Source organism: Streptomyces atriruber, from assembly GCF_001418325.1.
Taxonomy (GTDB): Bacteria; Actinomycetota; Actinomycetes; order Streptomycetales; family Streptomycetaceae; genus Streptomyces; species Streptomyces atriruber.
Window position 1 is genome coordinate 1 of the sequence record NZ_LIPN01000163.1, and the last position, 17,038, is coordinate 17,038.

The 17,038-nt window shown below is 68.5% G+C and carries 14 protein-coding genes and 1 tRNA gene; 4 read left to right on the plus strand and 11 right to left on the minus strand.

The window, feature by feature from the left end; genetic code table 11:
* Window positions 1–693 (plus strand): SIMPL domain-containing protein (locus AOK03_RS17980; RefSeq protein WP_055566302.1); only part of this gene is annotated, 693 nt, incomplete at its 5' end.
* Between the two features lie 145 nt (window positions 694–838).
* A complete protein-coding gene (pyk, locus tag AOK03_RS17985; RefSeq protein WP_055566303.1) occupies window positions 839–2,275 on the plus strand; it encodes a pyruvate kinase in 1,437 nt (478 codons plus the stop codon).
* A gap of 12 nt (window positions 2,276–2,287) precedes the next feature.
* On the opposite strand, the gene AOK03_RS17990 is transcribed toward pyk, so the two are convergent.
* On the minus strand, window positions 2,288–3,064 hold the full coding sequence (locus tag AOK03_RS17990) for a helix-turn-helix domain-containing protein (protein ID WP_055566304.1): 777 nt from the start codon (window positions 3,062–3,064) through the stop codon (window positions 2,288–2,290).
* Between the two features lie 106 nt (window positions 3,065–3,170).
* Window positions 3,171–3,245: transfer RNA gene (locus AOK03_RS17995), tRNA-Leu, on the minus strand.
* 99 nt (window positions 3,246–3,344) lie between these two features.
* On the opposite strand from AOK03_RS17995, the gene AOK03_RS18000 reads away from it, so the two are divergent.
* Window positions 3,345–4,001 carry an ANTAR domain-containing response regulator gene (locus AOK03_RS18000; RefSeq protein ID WP_055566305.1) on the plus strand — a complete coding sequence of 219 codons (657 nt, stop codon included), beginning with the start codon at window positions 3,345–3,347 and terminating at the stop codon, window positions 3,999–4,001.
* An 86-nt stretch (window positions 4,002–4,087) separates the two neighbouring features.
* On the opposite strand, the gene AOK03_RS18005 is transcribed toward AOK03_RS18000, so the two are convergent.
* From AOK03_RS18005 to AOK03_RS18045, 9 genes are all read right to left on the minus strand, one after another.
* Window positions 4,088–4,804 carry an ABC transporter ATP-binding protein gene (locus tag AOK03_RS18005; RefSeq protein WP_055566306.1) on the minus strand — a complete coding sequence of 239 codons (717 nt, stop codon included), beginning with the start codon at window positions 4,802–4,804 and terminating at the stop codon, window positions 4,088–4,090.
* On the minus strand, window positions 4,801–5,625 hold the full coding sequence (locus AOK03_RS18010; RefSeq protein WP_244177650.1) for an ABC transporter ATP-binding protein: 825 nt from the start codon (window positions 5,623–5,625) through the stop codon (window positions 4,801–4,803). The genes AOK03_RS18005 and AOK03_RS18010 overlap by 4 nt, the downstream gene beginning before the upstream one ends.
* Window positions 5,626–5,627: 2 nt before the next feature.
* On the minus strand, window positions 5,628–7,472 hold the full coding sequence (locus tag AOK03_RS18015) for a branched-chain amino acid ABC transporter permease (RefSeq protein WP_055566307.1): 1,845 nt from the start codon (window positions 7,470–7,472) through the stop codon (window positions 5,628–5,630).
* Between the two features lie 5 nt (window positions 7,473–7,477).
* Window positions 7,478–8,407 (minus strand): branched-chain amino acid ABC transporter permease, encoded by a 930-nt coding sequence (locus AOK03_RS18020; protein WP_055566308.1) that lies wholly within the window; start codon window positions 8,405–8,407, stop codon window positions 7,478–7,480.
* 98 nt (window positions 8,408–8,505) lie between these two features.
* Entirely contained in the window at window positions 8,506–9,759 is a 1,254-nt protein-coding gene (locus tag AOK03_RS18025) for a branched-chain amino acid ABC transporter substrate-binding protein (protein ID WP_055566309.1), read from the minus strand.
* Window positions 9,760–10,050: 291 nt separating this feature from the next.
* On the minus strand, window positions 10,051–10,644 hold the full coding sequence (locus AOK03_RS18030; RefSeq protein ID WP_341845814.1) for a Tat pathway signal sequence domain protein: 594 nt from the start codon (window positions 10,642–10,644) through the stop codon (window positions 10,051–10,053).
* Window positions 10,635–11,015, minus strand: coding sequence for a hypothetical protein (locus AOK03_RS18035; RefSeq protein ID WP_055566310.1), 381 nt, complete (start codon window positions 11,013–11,015; stop codon window positions 10,635–10,637). Before AOK03_RS18035 ends, AOK03_RS18030 begins: the two co-directional genes overlap by 10 nt.
* A 75-nt stretch (window positions 11,016–11,090) precedes the next feature.
* A complete protein-coding gene (locus AOK03_RS18040; RefSeq protein ID WP_055566311.1) occupies window positions 11,091–11,585 on the minus strand; it encodes a PaaI family thioesterase in 495 nt (164 codons plus the stop codon).
* A gap of 49 nt (window positions 11,586–11,634) precedes the next feature.
* The gene (locus AOK03_RS18045) at window positions 11,635–13,914 is read right to left on the minus strand and encodes an FdhF/YdeP family oxidoreductase (protein ID WP_055566312.1); all 2,280 of its coding nucleotides are present in this window, start codon (window positions 13,912–13,914) and stop codon (window positions 11,635–11,637) included.
* 122 nt (window positions 13,915–14,036) lie between these two features.
* Here AOK03_RS18045 and polA point away from each other — a divergent pair, with 122 nt between their 5' ends.
* A complete protein-coding gene (polA, locus tag AOK03_RS18050; protein ID WP_055566313.1) occupies window positions 14,037–16,790 on the plus strand; it encodes a DNA polymerase I in 2,754 nt (917 codons plus the stop codon).
* Window positions 16,791–17,038 lie beyond the last annotated feature (248 nt).

Here is a 17,038-nt window from a genome sequence, read left to right on the forward strand (position 1 = left end):
CCCTACGGCACCCCCGCCGCACCCCGCCTCGCCGTCCGTGGCGAAGCACACCTCGAAGTCGACCCCGAGATCGCCCGCATCGGCATCACCGTCCACGCCCGCGGCACCGACCGCCGCGACGCCCTCAATGACCTCACCCGCCGCAACACCACCGTCCTCGACCTCATCAAGACCTACGGCGAAGCCGTCGAGAAGATCGAGTCCGGCGCCTTCTCCATCAGCCCCGAACTCACCAAACACGGCCGCGGCGAACGCATCCGCGCCTACCACGGCCGCGTCCACACCACCGCCGAACTCACCGACTTCACCGCCCTCGGCGAACTCACCACCCGCCTCGCCGACCTCGACCTCACCCGCGTCGAAGGCCCCTGGTGGGCCCTGCGCGCCGACTCGCCCATCCACCGCCGGGCCCGCCAGCAGGCCGTCCGCGAAGCCGTCCAGCGCGCCCGCGAATACGCCGAAGCGCTCGGCACCGGCCTCGCCGCCCTCGTCGAACTCGCCGACCTCGGCGCCGACAACGCCCCCGCCCAGGGCTACGGAGGATTCGCCGGAGGCATGCGCTCCGCCGTCGCCTACGGAGGCGCCCCCGACCTCACGGAGGCCCCACCCCTCGACCTCGAACCCCAACGCCAGCACGTCTACGCACAGGTCAACGCGCGATTCACCATGACCCCACCGGAACTGCGGCCCTAGAACGCCTCCATCCGGCACGCCCATCACGCTCATCGGAGCGGGTCCCCGCACAATTCAACACTTGTCAATAACCCTTCATGCAAAGGTTGTTGAGTAGTCACCCCCGACCAATTCTCTACCCACGGGTAAGGCCTAGGGTCGAAGCATGCGCCGAGCGAAAATCGTCTGCACCCTGGGACCCGCGACCGACTCGTACGACCAGATCAAGGCACTGGTCGAAGCCGGAATGGACGTGGCCCGCTTCAACCTCAGCCACGGCACCTACGCCGAGCACGAGGAGCGCTACCAGCGCGTGCGAAAGGCCTCGGAGGAGACCGGCCGCAGCGTCGGCATCCTCGCCGACCTTCAAGGTCCGAAGATTCGCCTCGGCCGCTTTCGCGAAGGACCCGTACTACTCGAACGCGACGACGAGTTCACCATCACCGTCGAAGACGGCATCGAAGGTGACCGGCAGGTCTGCGGCACCACCTACGACGGCCTCGCCGAGGACGTCACCACCGGCGAACGCATCCTCGTCGACGACGGCAAAGTGACTCTTGAGGTCACCGCGGTCGACGGCCCCCGCGTCACGACCACCGTCATCGAAGGCGGCATGGTCTCCGACCACAAGGGCCTCAACCTCCCCGGCGTCGCAGTCTCCGTCCCCGCGCTCTCCGAAAAGGACCGGGAAGACCTCCGCTGGGCCCTGCGTTCAGGATTCGACGTCATCGCCCTCTCCTTCGTGCGCAGCGGACGCGACATCGAAGACGTCCACCGCATCATGGACGAAGAGGGCCACCGCCTCCCCGTCATCGCCAAGGTCGAAAAGCCCCAGGCCGTCGACAACATCGAGGACATCGTCGCCGCATTCGACGGCATCATGGTCGCCCGCGGCGACCTCGGCGTCGAAATGCCCCTGGAACAAGTCCCGATCGTCCAGAAGCGCGCCATCAAGCTCGCCAAGCGCAACGCCAAGCCGGTCATCGTCGCCACGCAGATGCTCGACTCGATGATCGACAACTCCCGCCCCACCAGGGCCGAGGCGAGCGACGTGGCCAACGCCGTCATCGACGGCACCGACGCGGTGATGCTCTCCGGCGAGACCAGCGTCGGCAAATACCCCATCGAGACCGTCAAGACGATGGGCCGCATCGTCGAAGCGGCGGAGGAGGACATCCTCGCGAAGGGCCTGCCCCCGCTGACGGAACGCAACAAGCCCCGCACCCAGGGCGGTGCCGTCGCCCGCGCGGCCGCGGAAATGGGCGACTTCCTGGGCGCCAAGTTCCTCGTCGCCTTCACCCAGTCCGGCGACACGGTCCGCCGCCTCTCCCGCTACCGCTCACCCATCCCGCTCCTCGCCTTCACCCCCGACAAGGCGACCCGCGCCCAGCTCAACCTCACCTGGGGCGTCGAAACCCTGCTCGGCCCACACGTCGACTCCACCGACGCGATGGTCGACCAGGTCGACGAGCTCCTCCTCAAGATCGGCCGCTGCCAGAAGGGCGACACGGTCGTCATCACGGCCGGCTCCCCGCCCGGGGTCCCCGGCTCCACGAACCTGGTCCGCATCCACCACATCGGCGAGGACGACAGCCCGAAGTAGCGCGGCGGGTGGTCAGTGCTTCGGGCCCACGTGGAGATCCATGAGGGCCACGTCAGCTTTGCGGGCGACGGAGATGTTGTATGGGTTGCCGTGGCGGGTGCAGTGCGTCCAGCCGACGCCGAGCGCGTCGAGGGTGCGGGTGAAGAGCTCCCTGATGTCGTCGGAGACGTTGGTGAAGAAGTACCGGGGGTACTCGTAGCGCTTGCGTACTCCGCCGACGAGGCGGGTCGTCCAGTTGGTGGTGCGGCAGCCGTCGGAGTGGATGAGGCCGCGGATGAAGTCCCACGGGTGAGAGTCGACGATCTCCTGTTGCCAGGGTTCGAGGGTGATCTTTCGGTCGTGTTTCTTGCCGGGCCCGTGCTGGGGGAAGAAGCAGGGCCAGTGTTTGCTCGAGGAAGTGACGTACTGGCAGCCGATGCTCTGGACGCGGCACACCTTGTTCGTCGGGCGTACGGCTGAGACCGCTTCGACACAGGCTTCGATGAGGCCGGGCCAGGCGTCGGCGCAGGCGATCCTCAGAGAATGGACGCCGCGCCGCTGGTGGCTGATGCAGCCGTCGCCGAGATAGAGACCCAGTAGGTACGAGTACGCGGCGGGATCCCCGGGAGTGCGCGGCCTGTCCGCACATCGAGGGCACGGATCGGCGCGGCCGCGGTCGAGTGGCTCGATGCGCGTCTGCCAGGAGCGGATGGCAGCCCTGGAGACACCGGTCTCCTTGCTGACAGAGTTCAGGCTGCGGCCCTGCCCGACCAGGGCCATGGCTCGCTTGCGTGTGGCCATGTCGTACATGGGCTCACTGTGCGTGGCTTCGGGCTTCGGTGCGCAGCAAAAAGCGGATGTTCACGGGAACGAGAACATCCGCTAGCTATTGGTGACCTTGGAATTGAAGGAAAAGTGCCCCGAGTCGGACTCGAACCGACACTGTATGGGTTTTGAATCCATTGCCTGCTGCCAATTGGGCTACCGGGGCCCGCTGAATCAAAGGTTTCCCTTGACCCTGCGCGCATCCACCATACCGTAGCTAGGTAGGCTCATGGGAAGCAGCAGCTGCCCGTAACGAGGAGCCCCCGTGACCGCCCCCGAGTCGCCCCAGCCCACCGACGCGTCGGACGACGACAAGTCGCACGTGCCTCCGCTGACGACCCGTGTCGTCATCGCCGAGGACGAGGCCCTGATCCGGCTCGACCTCAAGGAGATGCTCGAGGAAGAGGGGTACAGCGTCGTCGGCGAGGCCGGTGACGGTGAGAAGGCCGTCGAGCTGGCCCGTGAGCACAAGCCGGATCTGGTGATCCTGGATGTGAAGATGCCCGTCCTCGACGGGATCTCCGCTGCCGAGAAGATCGCCGAGGAGTCCATCGCCCCGGTGCTCATGCTCACCGCGTTCTCGCAGCGCGACCTCGTCGAGCGGGCGCGGGACGCCGGCGCGATGGCGTACCTCGTGAAGCCGTTCAGCAAGACCGACGTGGTCCCGGCCATCGAGATGGCCGTGTCCCGCTTCACGGAGCTGAAGGCGCTGGAGCAGGAGGTCGCGGACCTCTCGCTGCGTCTGGAGACGCGGAAGCTCGTGGACCGGGCGAAGTCGATTCTGCAGACGGAGTACGGCCTGACGGAGCCCGCCGCGTTCCGGTGGATCCAGAAGACGTCGATGGACCGTCGTCTGTCCATGCAGCAGGTCGCGGAGGCGGTCATCGAGGACGCCGAGGAGAAGAAGGCGTCGAAGGGCTGAGCGCTCGGCAGAGACGTGCGGAGAGGCCCGCACCCACCGGATTCCGGGGGTGCGGGCCTCTTCGCGTGCAAGGGCCGTGCGGGCGCCTAGTCCTCGCCCAGGTACGCCTTGCGCACGGACTCGTCGTGCAGGAGGTCCCCACCCGTGCCGGAGAGGACGATCTTGCCGACCTCCATGACGTGGCCGTGGTCGGCGAGGGAGAGCGCGGCCTGGGCGTTCTGTTCGACGAGGAGGATCGTCGTGCCGTTGGCCTTGAGCTCGGAGATCGTCGCCATGATCTTCTGCATCATGATCGGTGAAAGGCCCATGGAGGGTTCGTCGAGCATGAGGAGTTTCGGCTGGGACATGAGGGCGCGGCCCATGGCGAGCATTTGTTGTTCGCCGCCCGACAGCGTCCCCGCGGCCTGCTTCTTCCGTTCTCCGAGGATGGGGAAGAGTTCGTAGGCGCGCTGGATGTCCTTTTCGATGCCCGCTTTGTCGGAGCGGAGGTAGGCACCGAGGCGGAGGTTGTTCTCGATGGTCATGCGGGGAAAGATGTGGCGGCCTTCGGGGGAGTGGGCGAGGCCTTGCGCGACGATCTGGTCGGCGCGGTATTTGCGGATCGGTTTTCCGTTGAATTTGATCGATCCGCCGACCGGCTTGAGGAGCCCCGACAGGGTGCGGAGTGTCGTGGTCTTGCCCGCGCCGTTGGTTCCGATCAGGGTGACGACTTCGCCGGCGTCGACTTTGAAGGAGATGCCTTTGACGGCTTCGATCTTGCCGTAGGCGACGCGGAGGTCCTCGACCTCAAGGAGTGCGGTCATGATTTGTTCTCCTCGAAGGGCTCGCCGAGGTATGCGGCGATGACGCGGTCGTCCTGTTGAACCGTTTCGCTGGTTCCTTCGACGAGTTTTTCGCCCTGGACGAGGACGGCGACGCGGTCGCAGAGGTTGAAGATGAAGCGCATGTCGTGCTCGATGACGAGGACGGCGATGCCCATGTCGCGGATGGCGAAGACGAGTTCTTCGGTGGCGCGGGTCTCCTGGGGGTTCATGCCGGCGGTGGGCTCGTCGAGGAGGAGCAGGCCGGGTTCGCTGGCCAGGGCCCGGGCGATCTCGAGCTTGCGCTGTTCTCCGTAGGGGAGGTTGCGCGAGAGGTGTTCCGCCTTGTCGGCGAGGCCGACGAATTCGAGGAGCTCCATGGCGCGGGCCTTGGAGGCCGCTTCTGCCCGGTGGAAGCCGGGGCCGCGCAGGAGGGCGGACCAGAGGCCTTCCTTGGTGCGGGTGTGGCGGCCGACGAGGACGTTCTCCAGGACCGTCATGTTGGCGAAGAGGCGGATGTTCTGGAAGGTGCGGGCGATGCCTGCCGCGGTGACCTTGAAGGATTTGGCGGGCAGGACGTCGCCTTTGTAGCGGACTTCGCCCTCGGTGGGGATGTAGAGGCCCGTGAGGCAGTTGAAGAAGGTGGTCTTACCGGCGCCGTTGGGGCCGATGAGGCCGACGATCTCGCCGCTGTTGACGGTGAGGTCGACGGAGCGTACGGCGGTGAGGCCGCCGAAGCGCATGGTGACGCCGCGGGCGTCGAGGACGTGCTGGCCGGCCGGGGCGGCGGGGGTGCGGTCCTCTTCGGTCATGTCGGTGGTCATGGTCAGACCCCTGTCTTGCTGAGGGCTGCGGGCGGCGGCGTCTCGCCGGGGCTGAGTTCTGCCTCGTGGAACTCGAGTTGGCGGCGGCGGTTGGGGATGAGGCCTTCGGGGCGGAAGCGCATGAGGAGGACGAGCGCGAGTCCGAAGGCGAACAGCTGGTAGTCGCCGAGGAACTGGAGTTTGTTGGGGATGAGGTAGAGGAGTGCGGCGCCGACGAGGGGGCCGCTGATGGTGCCCATGCCGCCGAGGACGACGGCCGCGAGGAGGAACGCGGAGTTGGGCGGTACGGAGTTGGCGAACTGGTACTGCTCGGGTGTCACGGTGTAGGTGACGTGGGCCTGGACGGTGCCGGCGAGTCCGGCGAGCGAGGCGCCGAGGGCGAAGGCGATGAGCTTGACGCGGAAGCCGTTGATGCCCATGGCCAGCGCCGCGGTCTCGTCCTCGCGGATGGCGACCCAGGCGCGTCCGATGCGGGAGTTCTCGCTGCGTCGGAAGACGAGGACGACGACGAGGGTGATGAGCAGCATCAGGAAGAAGTAGTTCGCGAAGCGGCCGATGGTGAAGCCCGCGATGGTGTGCTCGACGCCGAAGTCGAATCCGAAGATCTTGAGGTTCGGGATCGAGGAGATGCCGTTGGATCCGTTGGTGATGTCGGGTCCGGAGGAGCCGTCGGAGTTGTTGGCGGCGAGGCGGAAGATCTCGCCGAATCCGAGGGTGACGATGGCGAGGTAGTCGCCGCGCAGGCGCAGGGTGGGGGCGCCGATGAGGACGCCGAAGACGAGGGATGCGCCGGCACCGACGAGGATGGCGCCCCAGAAGGGGAGGTGGACGTCGAAGGGCGAGGACGGCGTTCCGGAGACCATGGACGCGGCGTAGGCGCCGACGCCGAGGAAGGCGACGTATCCGAGGTCGAGGAGTCCCGCGAGGCCGACGACGATGTTCAGTCCGAGGGCGACGGTGGCGAAGATGAGGATGTAGACGCCGATGGTGGCGTACTGGTCGTCGTTCTGGGTGAAGGGGAATGCGGCGGCGGCGAGGAAGGCGCCGACGAGGGTGACGTGCCGGTGCCGTGCCGTGTAGGTGGAGACCTGGGCGACGAGGCCTGCTTTGGAGAGTGCGGCGAAGCAGAAGCCGACGGTGATGAGGAACCCGATGAAGAGTTCGTCGTACTCGGTGCCGATGCCGTAGGTGAAGACGAGCAGGCCGGTGGCGAGCGCCGCGATGATGATCAGGATCTCGAGGTACGAGTTGAGCCTGCGGGGCGGGGCCGGGGTTTCCGCGGCGAAGGCGCCCTTGACGATGGTGCTGGCGTTGCGGGTGCGGTGTTTGAACTGTTCCCAGGCGCTGTCTTCTTCGTCGACCGGGTAGGTGTGCGGTCGTTGGAAGGGCAGGGCGAGGGCGCCGATGAGGGCGGTGAGCGTGGCGATGCCCGCGATCCAGCCGCCGGGTTCGAGGTTGGCGAGGCCGCCGAGCTTCTTGCTGATGGCGAAGAGCGTGTACCAGGCGGTGGCGAAGGCGGCGAGTGCGGCGTATTTGAGGGCGGCGTCGGTTCCGGCGGGGGCGATGGTGCGGATGCCCTTGACTCCGTAGGAGGCGAGTCCGAGGAGTGTGGTGAGGGCACCGGCGATGAGGACGAGCCATTGGAGGCCGCCGGGGTAGCCGTAGACGGTGAGGTCGCCGGGGAACGCGGCGGTCCAGGTCCAGGCGAGGAACGCGGAGACGACGGTGAGGATGCCGCCGCCGGTGGCGAGGGCGCGGGCGGGGCCGACGGGGATGGGGATGAGCCCGGTGGGGGGCTTCTCCTTGTGCGGCTGGGCGTTGTCGGCCGTGGTGGTGTGTGTGGTCATGGTTGTCACGCCCTGTCCGCGACGCGCTCGCCGAGGAGGCCTTGGGGCCTGACGAGGAGTACGACGATGAGGAGTACGAACGCCCAGACGTCGGCCCAGGACTGGCCGCCGAGCTTGTCCATGCCGGGTACGTCGTTGATGTAGGCGGTGGCCATGGATTCGGCGAGGCCGAGGACGACGCCGCCGATCATGGCGCCGTAGATGTTGCCGATGCCGCCGAGCACGGCCGCGGTGAAGGCCTTGAGTCCGAGGATGAATCCCATGCGGAAGTCGATCTGGCCGTACTTGAGTCCGCGGGCGACGGCGGCGATGCCGGCGAAGGCGGCGCCGATGGCGAAGGCGACGACGATGACGCGGTCGGTGTTGATCCCCATGAGTTTGGCGGTGTCGGGGTCCTGCGCGGTGGCCTGCATGCCGCGGCCGATGCGGGTCTTCATGACGAAGTAGCCGAGGGCGACCATGCAGATGGGGGCGGTGATGAGCAGGAAGATGTCGCCGGGCTGCATGGTGACGGAGCCGATGTGGATGGAGCCGCCGGGCAGTTCGGGGAAGGACCGGGCGGACTTCGCCTCGGGGTACCAGGCCCAGACCGCCTGCTGGAGGGCGAGGGAGAGGCCGATGGCGGTGATGAGCGGGGCGAGGCGTGGTGCGCCGCGCAGGGGCCGGTAGGCGAAGCGTTCGGCGCCGATGGCGATGGTGGTGGAGACGAAGATGGCACCTATGAGCATGAGGGGCAGGGCGGCCCAGACGCTGGTGCCGGCGGGGAGCCAGAGCCAGACGGTGAGGGCGCCGAATCCGCCGGTCATGAAGATCTCGCCGTGGGCGAAGTTGATGAGCTGGACGATGCCGTAGACCATTGTGTAGCCGATGGCGATGAGGCCGTACATGGATCCCAATAGCAGGCCGTTGACCAGCTGTTGCGGCAGTTCGTGCACCGCAGGTCCTCCGAGTCTTTCGTGCGACGGATGCGACGCCGCGCGGGGCGCTCGTCTGCGGCGCCCCGCGCGGGTTGTCGTGGGCTACGTGCCGGGTGTCAGTTGGCCCCGGTGTAGGTGCCGGACTCGACGGCCTTCCAGCCGCTCTTGGGGTCGGTGGACTTGACCTGGTAGACCGTGAGCTGCTTGTTGGTCGCGTCGCCGTATTCGTCGAAGGAGACCTTGCCGGTGACACCGTCGAAGGAGACGCCCTTCATGGCGTCGATGACCTTGGCGCGGGCGTCGTCGGGCAGTTTGCCGTCGTTGTCGTCGACGACCTTCTTGACGGCTTCGATGATCGCCCAGGCGCTGTCGTAGGAGTAGCCACCGTAGGCCTCGTAGGCTTCCTTGAAGCCGGCCTTCTTGTAGTTGGCGATGAACTCCTTGGCGGAGGGCAGTTGCTCGACGGGCTGGCCGACGGAGGTGGCGTAGTCGCCGACGCCCTGCTTGCCGGAGAGCTTGATGAAGTCGGCGCTGTAGATGCCGTCGCCGCCGACGAGGGGCGCCTTGGATCCGGCCTGCTTCATCTGCTTGCTGAGGGGTCCGGCCTGGGGGTATTCGCCGCCGTAGTAGACGAGGTCCGCGTCGGAGTTGCGGATCTTGGTGGCGACGGCGCCGAAGTCCTTGGTGTCGGGGTTGATGTGTTCGGTTCCGACGACCTTGCCGCCGAGTTTGGTGAACTCGTCCTTGAAGGTGGCGGCGAGTCCGGCGCCGTAGGTCTTCTTGTCGTCGACGACGAAGACCTTCTTCTTCTTGGCCTTGTTGTACAGGTACTGGGCCGCGAAGGGGCCTTGGATGGCGTCGGTGGTGGCGGTGCGGAAGTAGGACTTGTAGGGGCGCGCCTTCTTGCCGCCGTTCCAGTCCGGGCCCTGGGTGAGGGCGGGGTTGGTGTTGGCGGGGGAGACCTGGACGAGCTTGGCGTCGTCGAAGACCTTCTGCATCGATTCGGCCACGGAGGAGTTCAGGGGGCCGACGGCGCCGAGGACTTCCTTGTCGGCGACGAGCTTGGTCGCGTTGGTCTGGCCGGACGAGGGCTGGCCCTGGTCGTCGAGGGCTTCGATCTTGAACGTGACGCCGTCGACGTACTTCTTCTCGTTGGCCTGCTTGGTGGCGAGGTCGACGGAGTTGCGGATGCCGAGGCCCAGCGCGGAGAGTTCGCCGGTCAGTGGCGCGTCGACGCCGATGACCACGGTGGTGCCGCCGCCACCGGCCTCGTCTCCGTCGTCCTTGTCGTCGCGCGAGCCACAGGCGGTGAGGGTGAGAGCCCCCGCGGTGAGTGCAGCGGTGATGGCTATGAGCGAACGTTGACGCACGATCAGTCCTTTCCCCTGGCACGGCTGTCCCTTGTTGGGATGCCGAGTCGAGCGCGGAACCGAACTGACAGGAATCCGGTGGGCGCGGTGACTGGCCGTGACTCTAAGGGCGCCTTTGTTCTTGGTGGAGTGGTCGGACCAAGGCTGTGACGCTCTTGTTATGCCACGGAGTATTCCGGGCTGGAACGCAGGGGGCGGTTGAGGCTGAATATGGCCCTGTTAGGTGGATCTCGGCGTATCCGCATGGTGAGAATCCCCAGGGCAACTGGCAGGACTGTAAAGCAGTTTTACTCATGACGCCGGTGTTCGCGGGCATGCGGCCATGAGGGCGGCAGAAAGATCATTCGCGTATTCCGGACCCAGGATGTAACTCTGGTTCTCGATTGCGCGCACATTACGCAGTGTTACTTCCAGGAAAGGGAGTCCCGCATTCCGGGGCACTTCGCCGCATTCGCGAATGTGCATCGTGATGATCAACTTCCGGGGTGATCCCGATTTAACCTCGAAAGGGGTGAGTGGGGACGTGCTGACCGAAAGGGCCGCGGAGGGCTGACCGACCCGTCGGACGGTCGCGGGCGGTCCCGACTCCTGCGCGAACGCGACGGCGAAGGTGAACGTGCGGTCCCCGGCCCGGGGCTGTGACATCCCGCCCTCGTACGTCACCGAGACGCTCTGTGACGGCCATGGCGCGGGCGCTGGGGGCGGCGGTTCCGGTCGCGTCAGATAGAAGCCGATCCCGGCGGCGCCGATGATCGCGGCCGCGGTGGCGGCGAGGGTGGTGCGGCGGAACCGGAACGTGCCCGACCGGGCTCTGCGGGGGAGTGCCGACTCGTGGTCGTAGGTGTCCTCGCCCGGCTCGACCGGGCCGATGGCGTTCACGTCCACGGCCCGCCGCTCGGCCCGCCGTCGCGGTAGCGCTCGGCGCACCGCTTGCGGACCTGACGGTCGATCAACTCCCGCCCCGAAGTGGCCGATTCACGGCTGCGCTCGGCGCGTGCGGCGTCCAGGACGTCGCGCAGGATCATGTACTGCCCGTTCGACAGGCCCATCGACTGGTAGTCGCCGTAGGTCTTGTCGCCCGAGTCGTAGATCTTCCGCGCCCACTTGGTGATGATCGTGGTGCACAGGTCGGCGGGGGACGTCGTGGCGGTGGAGGGGCTGGGCGCCGCGTCCGAATCGCCGGAGCCGGAACTACCGCATCCGGCGGCGACGACGGCGGCGAGGGCGAGCGCACAGAGCGATATCCGGTGCCTCATGAAGAGACGCTAGACCGGAGCCTCGCGCTCCGACAATGCGCGGGCACCGGCCCTCGCCGCCGGGTCCTTCAGCGGTCAGCCCGCGGCCGCTGCCGCCCCTGCCGAGCCGGTCTCCACGGGCATGTCCCGCAGCATGCACGTCAGCCGCGCGCTGCACACCCGCTTGCCCTGCTCATCGCTGATCACGATCTCGTACGTCGCCGTGGAGCGGCCCCGGTGCACGGGCGTCGCCACCCCGGTGACCAGACCGGAGCGGGCGCCCCGGTGGTGCGTGCAGTTCAGGTCGACGCCGACGGCCAGCTTGTGGGCGCCGCCGTGCAGCATCGCGCCGACGGAGCCCAGGGTCTCCGCGAGCACCGCGGACGCGCCGCCGTGCAGCAGTCCGTACGGCTGTGTGTTGCCCTCGACCGGCATCGTGCCGACGACACGCTCCGCCGAGGCCTCCAGGACCTGCACGCCCATGCGGGTGCCGAGGTGCCCGGCCGAGAACAGGGAGGGCAGGTCGACACCGAGCGAGGCGTACTCGTCGATGACTTCCTGCGGGAACTTCACACCGTGCTGCTCACCCATGGGGCCAGGCTCCGTTCGTTCGTCGTCGCACCTGTCGCTGAGCAAACGCTCAGTCGACGGCTGATTGTTCCAGGCGTACGACCACGGACTTGCTGGCAGGGGTGTTGCTGGTGTCCGCGGTGGCATCCAGCGGCACCAGGACGTTGGTCTCGGGGTAGTACGCGGCGGCGCAGCCGCGGGCCGTCGGGTAGTGCACGATGCGGAAGCCCGGCGCGCGGCGCTCCACGCCGTCCTGCCACTCGCTGACGAGGTCGGCGTACGTCCCCTCGGCGAAACCGAGCTCCGCCGCGTCCTCGGGGTTGACGAGGACCACGCGGCGGCCGTTCTTGATGCCGCGGTAGCGGTCGTCGAGGCCGTAGATCGTGGTGTTGTACTGGTCGTGGGAGCGCAGGGTCTGCAGCAGCAGCCGTCCCTCCGGGACGGCCGGGTACTCGACGGGGGCCGCCGTGAAGTTGGCCTTGCCGGTGGCCGTGGGGAAGCGGCGCTCGTCGCGCGGCGCATGGGGCAGGGCGAACCCTCCGGGGCGCGCGATCTTCGCGTTGAAGTCCTCGAAGCCGGGGATCACGCGCGCGATGCGGTCGCGCACGGTGGCGTAGTCCTTCTCGAACTCCTCCCACGGCGTACGGGACGCGTCGCCCAGCACGCGGCGCGCGAGACGGCACACGATGGCGGGCTCGGAGAGGAGCTGGGGGCTCGCGGGCTCCAGGCGGCCGCGCGAGGCGTGCACCATGCCCATGGAGTCCTCGACGGTCACGACCTGCTCGCCGCTGCCCTGGAGGTCGCGCTCGGTGCGGCCGAGCGTCGGCAGGATCAGGGCGCGCGCGCCCGTGACGGCGTGCGAGCGGTTGAGCTTCGTCGAGACGTGCACCGTGAGCCGGGCGCGGCGCATCGCGGCTTCCGTGACGTCCGTGTCGGGGGAGGCCGAGACGAAGTTGCCGCCCATCGCGAAGAACACCTTCGCCTCGCCGTCCCGCAGGGCCCTGATGGCGCGGACGACGTCCAGGCCGTGGTGGCGGGGCGGCGCGAAGCCGAACTCCTTCTCCAGGGCGTCGAGGAAGGCGGGCGCCGGGCGCTCGAAGATGCCCATTGTGCGGTCGCCCTGCACGTTCGAGTGGCCGCGCACGGGGCAGACGCCCGCGCCGGGGCGGCCGATGTTGCCCCGCAGCAGCAGGAAGTTCACGACCTCGCGGATGGTCGGCACGGAGTGCTTGTGCTGGGTCAGGCCCATCGCCCAGCACACGACGGTGCGCTTCGAGGCGAGCACCATGCGCAGTGCCTCCTCGATGGTCCCGCGGTCGAGACCGGTGGCCCGGAGGGTGTCGTCCCAGTCGGCGGCCCGCGCGGCCCCGACGAAGTCCTCGTACCCGTGGGTGTGCTCGCGGACGAACTCCTCGTCGACGGCGCCCTCCGTCTCCAGGATGAGCTTGTTGAGGAGGCGGAAGAGGGCCTGGTCGCCGCCGAGCCGGATCTGCAGGAAGAGGTCGGTGAGGGCGGTGCCCTTGAGCATGCCCTGGGCGGTCTGCGGGTTCTTGAACCGTTCCATGCCCGCCTCGGGCAGCGGATTGACCGTGATGATCTTCGCGCCGTTGTTCTTCGCCTTCTCCAGGGCGGAGAGCATGCGCGGGTGGTTCGTGCCCGGGTTCTGCCCGGCGACGATGATCAGGTCCGATTTGTAGAGGTCCTCCAGGAGGACGCTGCCCTTGCCGATGCCGATCGTCTCGGTGAGCGCCGAGCCGGACGACTCGTGGCACATGTTCGAGCAGTCGGGCAGGTTGTTCGTGCCGAGCTCGCGGGCGAACAGCTGGTACAGGAACGCGGCTTCGTTGCTGGTGCGGCCCGAGGTGTAGAAGACGGACTCGTCGGGGGAGTCGAGCGCGGCGATCTCCTCGGCGATGATGCCGAAGGCCCGCTCCCAGGAGACCGGCTCGTAGCGCTCCGCGTCCTGCGCCAGGTACATGGGGTGGGTGAGGCGGCCCTGCTGGCCCAGCCAGTACCCACTGCGGGTGGCGAGGTCCGCGACGGGGTGCGCGGCGAAGAAGTCGGGCGTGACGCGGCGCAGGGTGGCCTCCTCGGCCACCGCCTTCGCGCCGTTCTCGCAGAACTCGGCCTTGTGCCGGTGGTCCGGCTCGGGCCAGGCGCAGCCGGGACAGTCGAAGCCGTCCTTCTGGTTGACGCGGAGCAGGGTGAGGGCGGTGCGGCGCACACCCATCTGCTGCTGCGCCATGCGGAGCGTGTGACCGATGGCGGGCAGTCCCGCGGCCGCGTGCTGGGCACCGGCGACCTGCGGCGCGTCCTGGACCGGATCGCCCTTGGGCGGCTTGCTTGCCATGGTCGGCTCCCCTTCGAGCGCGTACGTGAGCTACGTCTTCGATCCTCCCACGCGGCACTGTCGGAGCGGTCGCGGGTGAGGGTTGGGCCTGAGTGTCAGTGGGGCGTGGCAGGATCGGGGACGTGGCAGAAACAGCAGCGAAGAAGAAGTCCGAGACCGCGGCGACGAAGGACGGGAAGCCGGGCGGTGAGCAGCGCCCGCGCCTGCTCCTCATGGACGGGCACTCCCTGGCGTACCGGGCGTTCTTCGCGCTGCCCGCGGAGAACTTCACGACCGCGACGGGCCAGCCGACGAACGCGATCTACGGCTTCGCGTCGATGCTGGCGAACACCCTGCGCGACGAGGCGCCCACGCACTTCGCGGTGGCGTTCGACGTCTCGCGCAAGACGTGGCGTTCCACGGAGTTCCCGGAGTACAAGGCGAACCGCTCCAAGACCCCGGACGAGTTCAAGGGGCAGGTCGAGCTGATCGGCGAGGTGCTCGACGCGATGCACGCGGTGCGCTTCGCGGTCGACGGCTTCGAGGCGGACGACGTCATCGCCACCCTGGCCACCCAGGCGGAGGCGGCCGGCTTCGACGTGCTGATCGTCACGGGCGACCGTGACTCCTTCCAGCTGATCACCGACCACGTGACGGTGCTGTATCCGACGAAGGGCGTCTCGGAGCTGACGCGCTTCACCCCGGAGAAGGTCCAGGAGAAGTACGGCCTCACCCCGAGCCAGTACCCCGACTTCGCGGCGCTGCGCGGCGACCCGTCGGACAACCTGCCGGGCATCCCCGGCGTCGGCGAGAAGACCGCCGCGAAGTGGATCAACCAGTTCGGTTCGTTCGCCGACCTCGTCGAGCGCGCCGAGGAGGTCAAGGGCAAGGCCGGGCAGAACTTCCGCGACCACCTGGAGGCGGTCAAGCTCAACCGCCGCCTGACCGAGATGGTGCGCGACGTCGAACTGCCGAAGACGGTCGTCGACTTGGAGCGCGCGCCGTACGACCGCACGGCGCTGGCGATGGTCCTGGACACCCTCGAGATCCGTAACCCCTCGCTGCGGGAGCGGCTGCTCGCCGTCGACCCGGGCGCGGAGGAGGCCGAGCAGACCCCGGCCGAGCCGGGCGTGGAGCTGGACGGCTCGGTGCTCGGCGCGGGTGAGCTCGCGCCGTGGCTTGCCGAGCACGGCACGGCGGTCCTCGGCCTGGCCACGGTCGACACCTGGCAGCTCGGCACGGGCACGGTCACCGAGGTCGCGCTGGCCGCGGCCGGGGGAGCGGCCGCCTGGTTCGACCCGGCGACGCTGGACGAGGCCGACGAGAACGCCTTCGCGGCCTGGATCTCCGACGCCACGAAGCCGAAGGTCCTGCACAACGCCAAGGGCGCGATGCGGGTCTTCCCCGAGCACGGCTGGACCGTGGACGGCGTCACCATGGACACCGCCCTCGCCGCCTATCTGGTGAAGCCGGGCCGCCGCTCCTTCGCCCTGGACGCGCTCTCCCTGGAGTACCTGGGCCGTGAGCTGGCGCCCGCCTCCGCCGCCGACGGCCAGCTCGCCTTCGGCACGGAGGAGGACGACCGGGCCGAGGCCGACTCCCTGATGTCGCAGGCCCGCACCATCCTCGACCTCGGCACCGCCTTCGGCGAGAGGCTGACGGAGGTCGGCGCGAGCGATCTGCTCACCGACATCGAGCTGCCGACGTCCGCGCTCCTGGCCCGCCTGGAGCGGCACGGCATCGCGGCGGACCGCGACCATCTGCAGTCCATGGAGCAGCAGTTCGCGGGCGCGGTGCAGCAGGCCGTGAAGGAGGCGCACGCGGCGGCCGGCCACGAGTTCAACCTGGGCTCGCCCAAGCAGCTCCAGGAAGTCCTCTTCGGCGAGCTGAACCTCCCCAAGACGAAGAAGACGAAGACCGGTTACACCACGGACGCGGACGCGTTGGCCTGGCTCGCGGCCCAGACGGAGAACGAGCTGCCGGTCATCATGCTCCGCCACCGCGAGCAGGCGAAGCTGCGCGTCACGGTCGAGGGCCTGATCAAGACGACCGCCGCGGACGGCCGCATCCACACCACGTTCAACCAGACGGTGGCGGCGACGGGCCGGCTCTCCTCCACGGACCCGAATCTGCAGAACATCCCGGTGCGTACGGACGAGGGCCGGGCGATCCGCCGCGGCTTCGTGGTCGGCGAGGGCTTCGAGTCCCTGATGACCGCGGACTACAGCCAGATCGAGCTGCGCGTGATGGCGCACCTCTCCGAGGACGAGGGCCTCCTGGAGGCGTTCTCGTCCGGCGAGGACCTGCACACGACCGTCGCCTCGCAGGTGTTCGGCGTGGAGGGCTCGGCCGTCGACGCGGAGATGCGCCGCAAGATCAAGGCGATGTCGTACGGCTTGGCGTACGGCCTGTCCGCGTTCGGCCTCTCCCAGCAGCTGAACATCGACGCGGGCGAGGCGCGCGCGCTGATGGACACGTACTTCGAGCGGTTCGGTGGTGTCCGGGACTATCTGCGCCGCGCGGTCGACGAGGCCCGCGCCACGGGTTACACGGAGACGATGCTCGGTCGCCGGAGGTATCTCCCCGACCTCAACAGCGACAACCGCCAGCGCCGCGAGATGGCCGAGCGGATGGCTCTGAACGCGCCGATCCAGGGCACGGCCGCGGACATCGTCAAGATTGCCATGCTGAACGTGCACGGCGCGCTCACCGAGGCGAAGCTCGACTCCCGCATGCTGCTGCAGGTCCACGACGAAATCGTCCTGGAGATCGCGCCGGGCGAGCGCGCGAAGGCCGAGGAGCTGGTCCGCAGGGAAATGGCGGGCGCGGTGACGCTGCGGGCGCCGCTCGATGTGTCGGTGGGGGTGGGCGCGGACTGGGAATCCGCGGCGCACTAGCCCTCCCGGGCGGGGGAACGGGGGCGTGGCTCTGGCTCCGCGGCGGGTCCGGGTGCGGGTCCGCTGTGGCTTGGCGCGCAGTTCCCCGCGCCCCTGGGGAGCCGTGGTGCCGCCACCCGGGAGCGCGAGACGAACACGTGACTCCCAGGTGGCCTGCCCAGGGGCGCGGGGAACTGCGCGACCAGCCACGACGCAGCCGCAGCGGAAGACGCACCCCACCGCCCAAGCCCAGCGCAGCGGGCCCTCAC

Excerpts from the sequence above, each read along its gene's own strand:
- AOK03_RS18005 (WP_055566306.1), bottom strand. The coding sequence starts at position 4,804 with ATGACCGCACTCCTTGAGGTCGAGGACCTCCGCGTCGCCTACGGCAAG.
- AOK03_RS18040 (WP_055566311.1), bottom strand. The coding sequence starts at position 11,585 with ATGGGTGAGCAGCACGGTGTGAAGTTCCCGCAGGAAGTCATCGACGAG.
- AOK03_RS17990 (WP_055566304.1), bottom strand. The coding sequence starts at position 3,064 with ATGTACGACATGGCCACACGCAAGCGAGCCATGGCCCTGGTCGGGCAG.
- pyk (WP_055566303.1), top strand. The coding sequence starts at position 839 with ATGCGCCGAGCGAAAATCGTCTGCACCCTGGGACCCGCGACCGACTCG.
- AOK03_RS18010 (WP_244177650.1), bottom strand. The coding sequence starts at position 5,625 with ATGACCACCGACATGACCGAAGAGGACCGCACCCCCGCCGCCCCGGCC.
- AOK03_RS18015 (WP_055566307.1), bottom strand. The coding sequence starts at position 7,472 with ATGACCACACACACCACCACGGCCGACAACGCCCAGCCGCACAAGGAG.
- AOK03_RS18045 (WP_055566312.1), bottom strand. The coding sequence starts at position 13,914 with ATGGCAAGCAAGCCGCCCAAGGGCGATCCGGTCCAGGACGCGCCGCAG.
- AOK03_RS18035 (WP_055566310.1), bottom strand. The coding sequence starts at position 11,015 with ATGAGGCACCGGATATCGCTCTGTGCGCTCGCCCTCGCCGCCGTCGTC.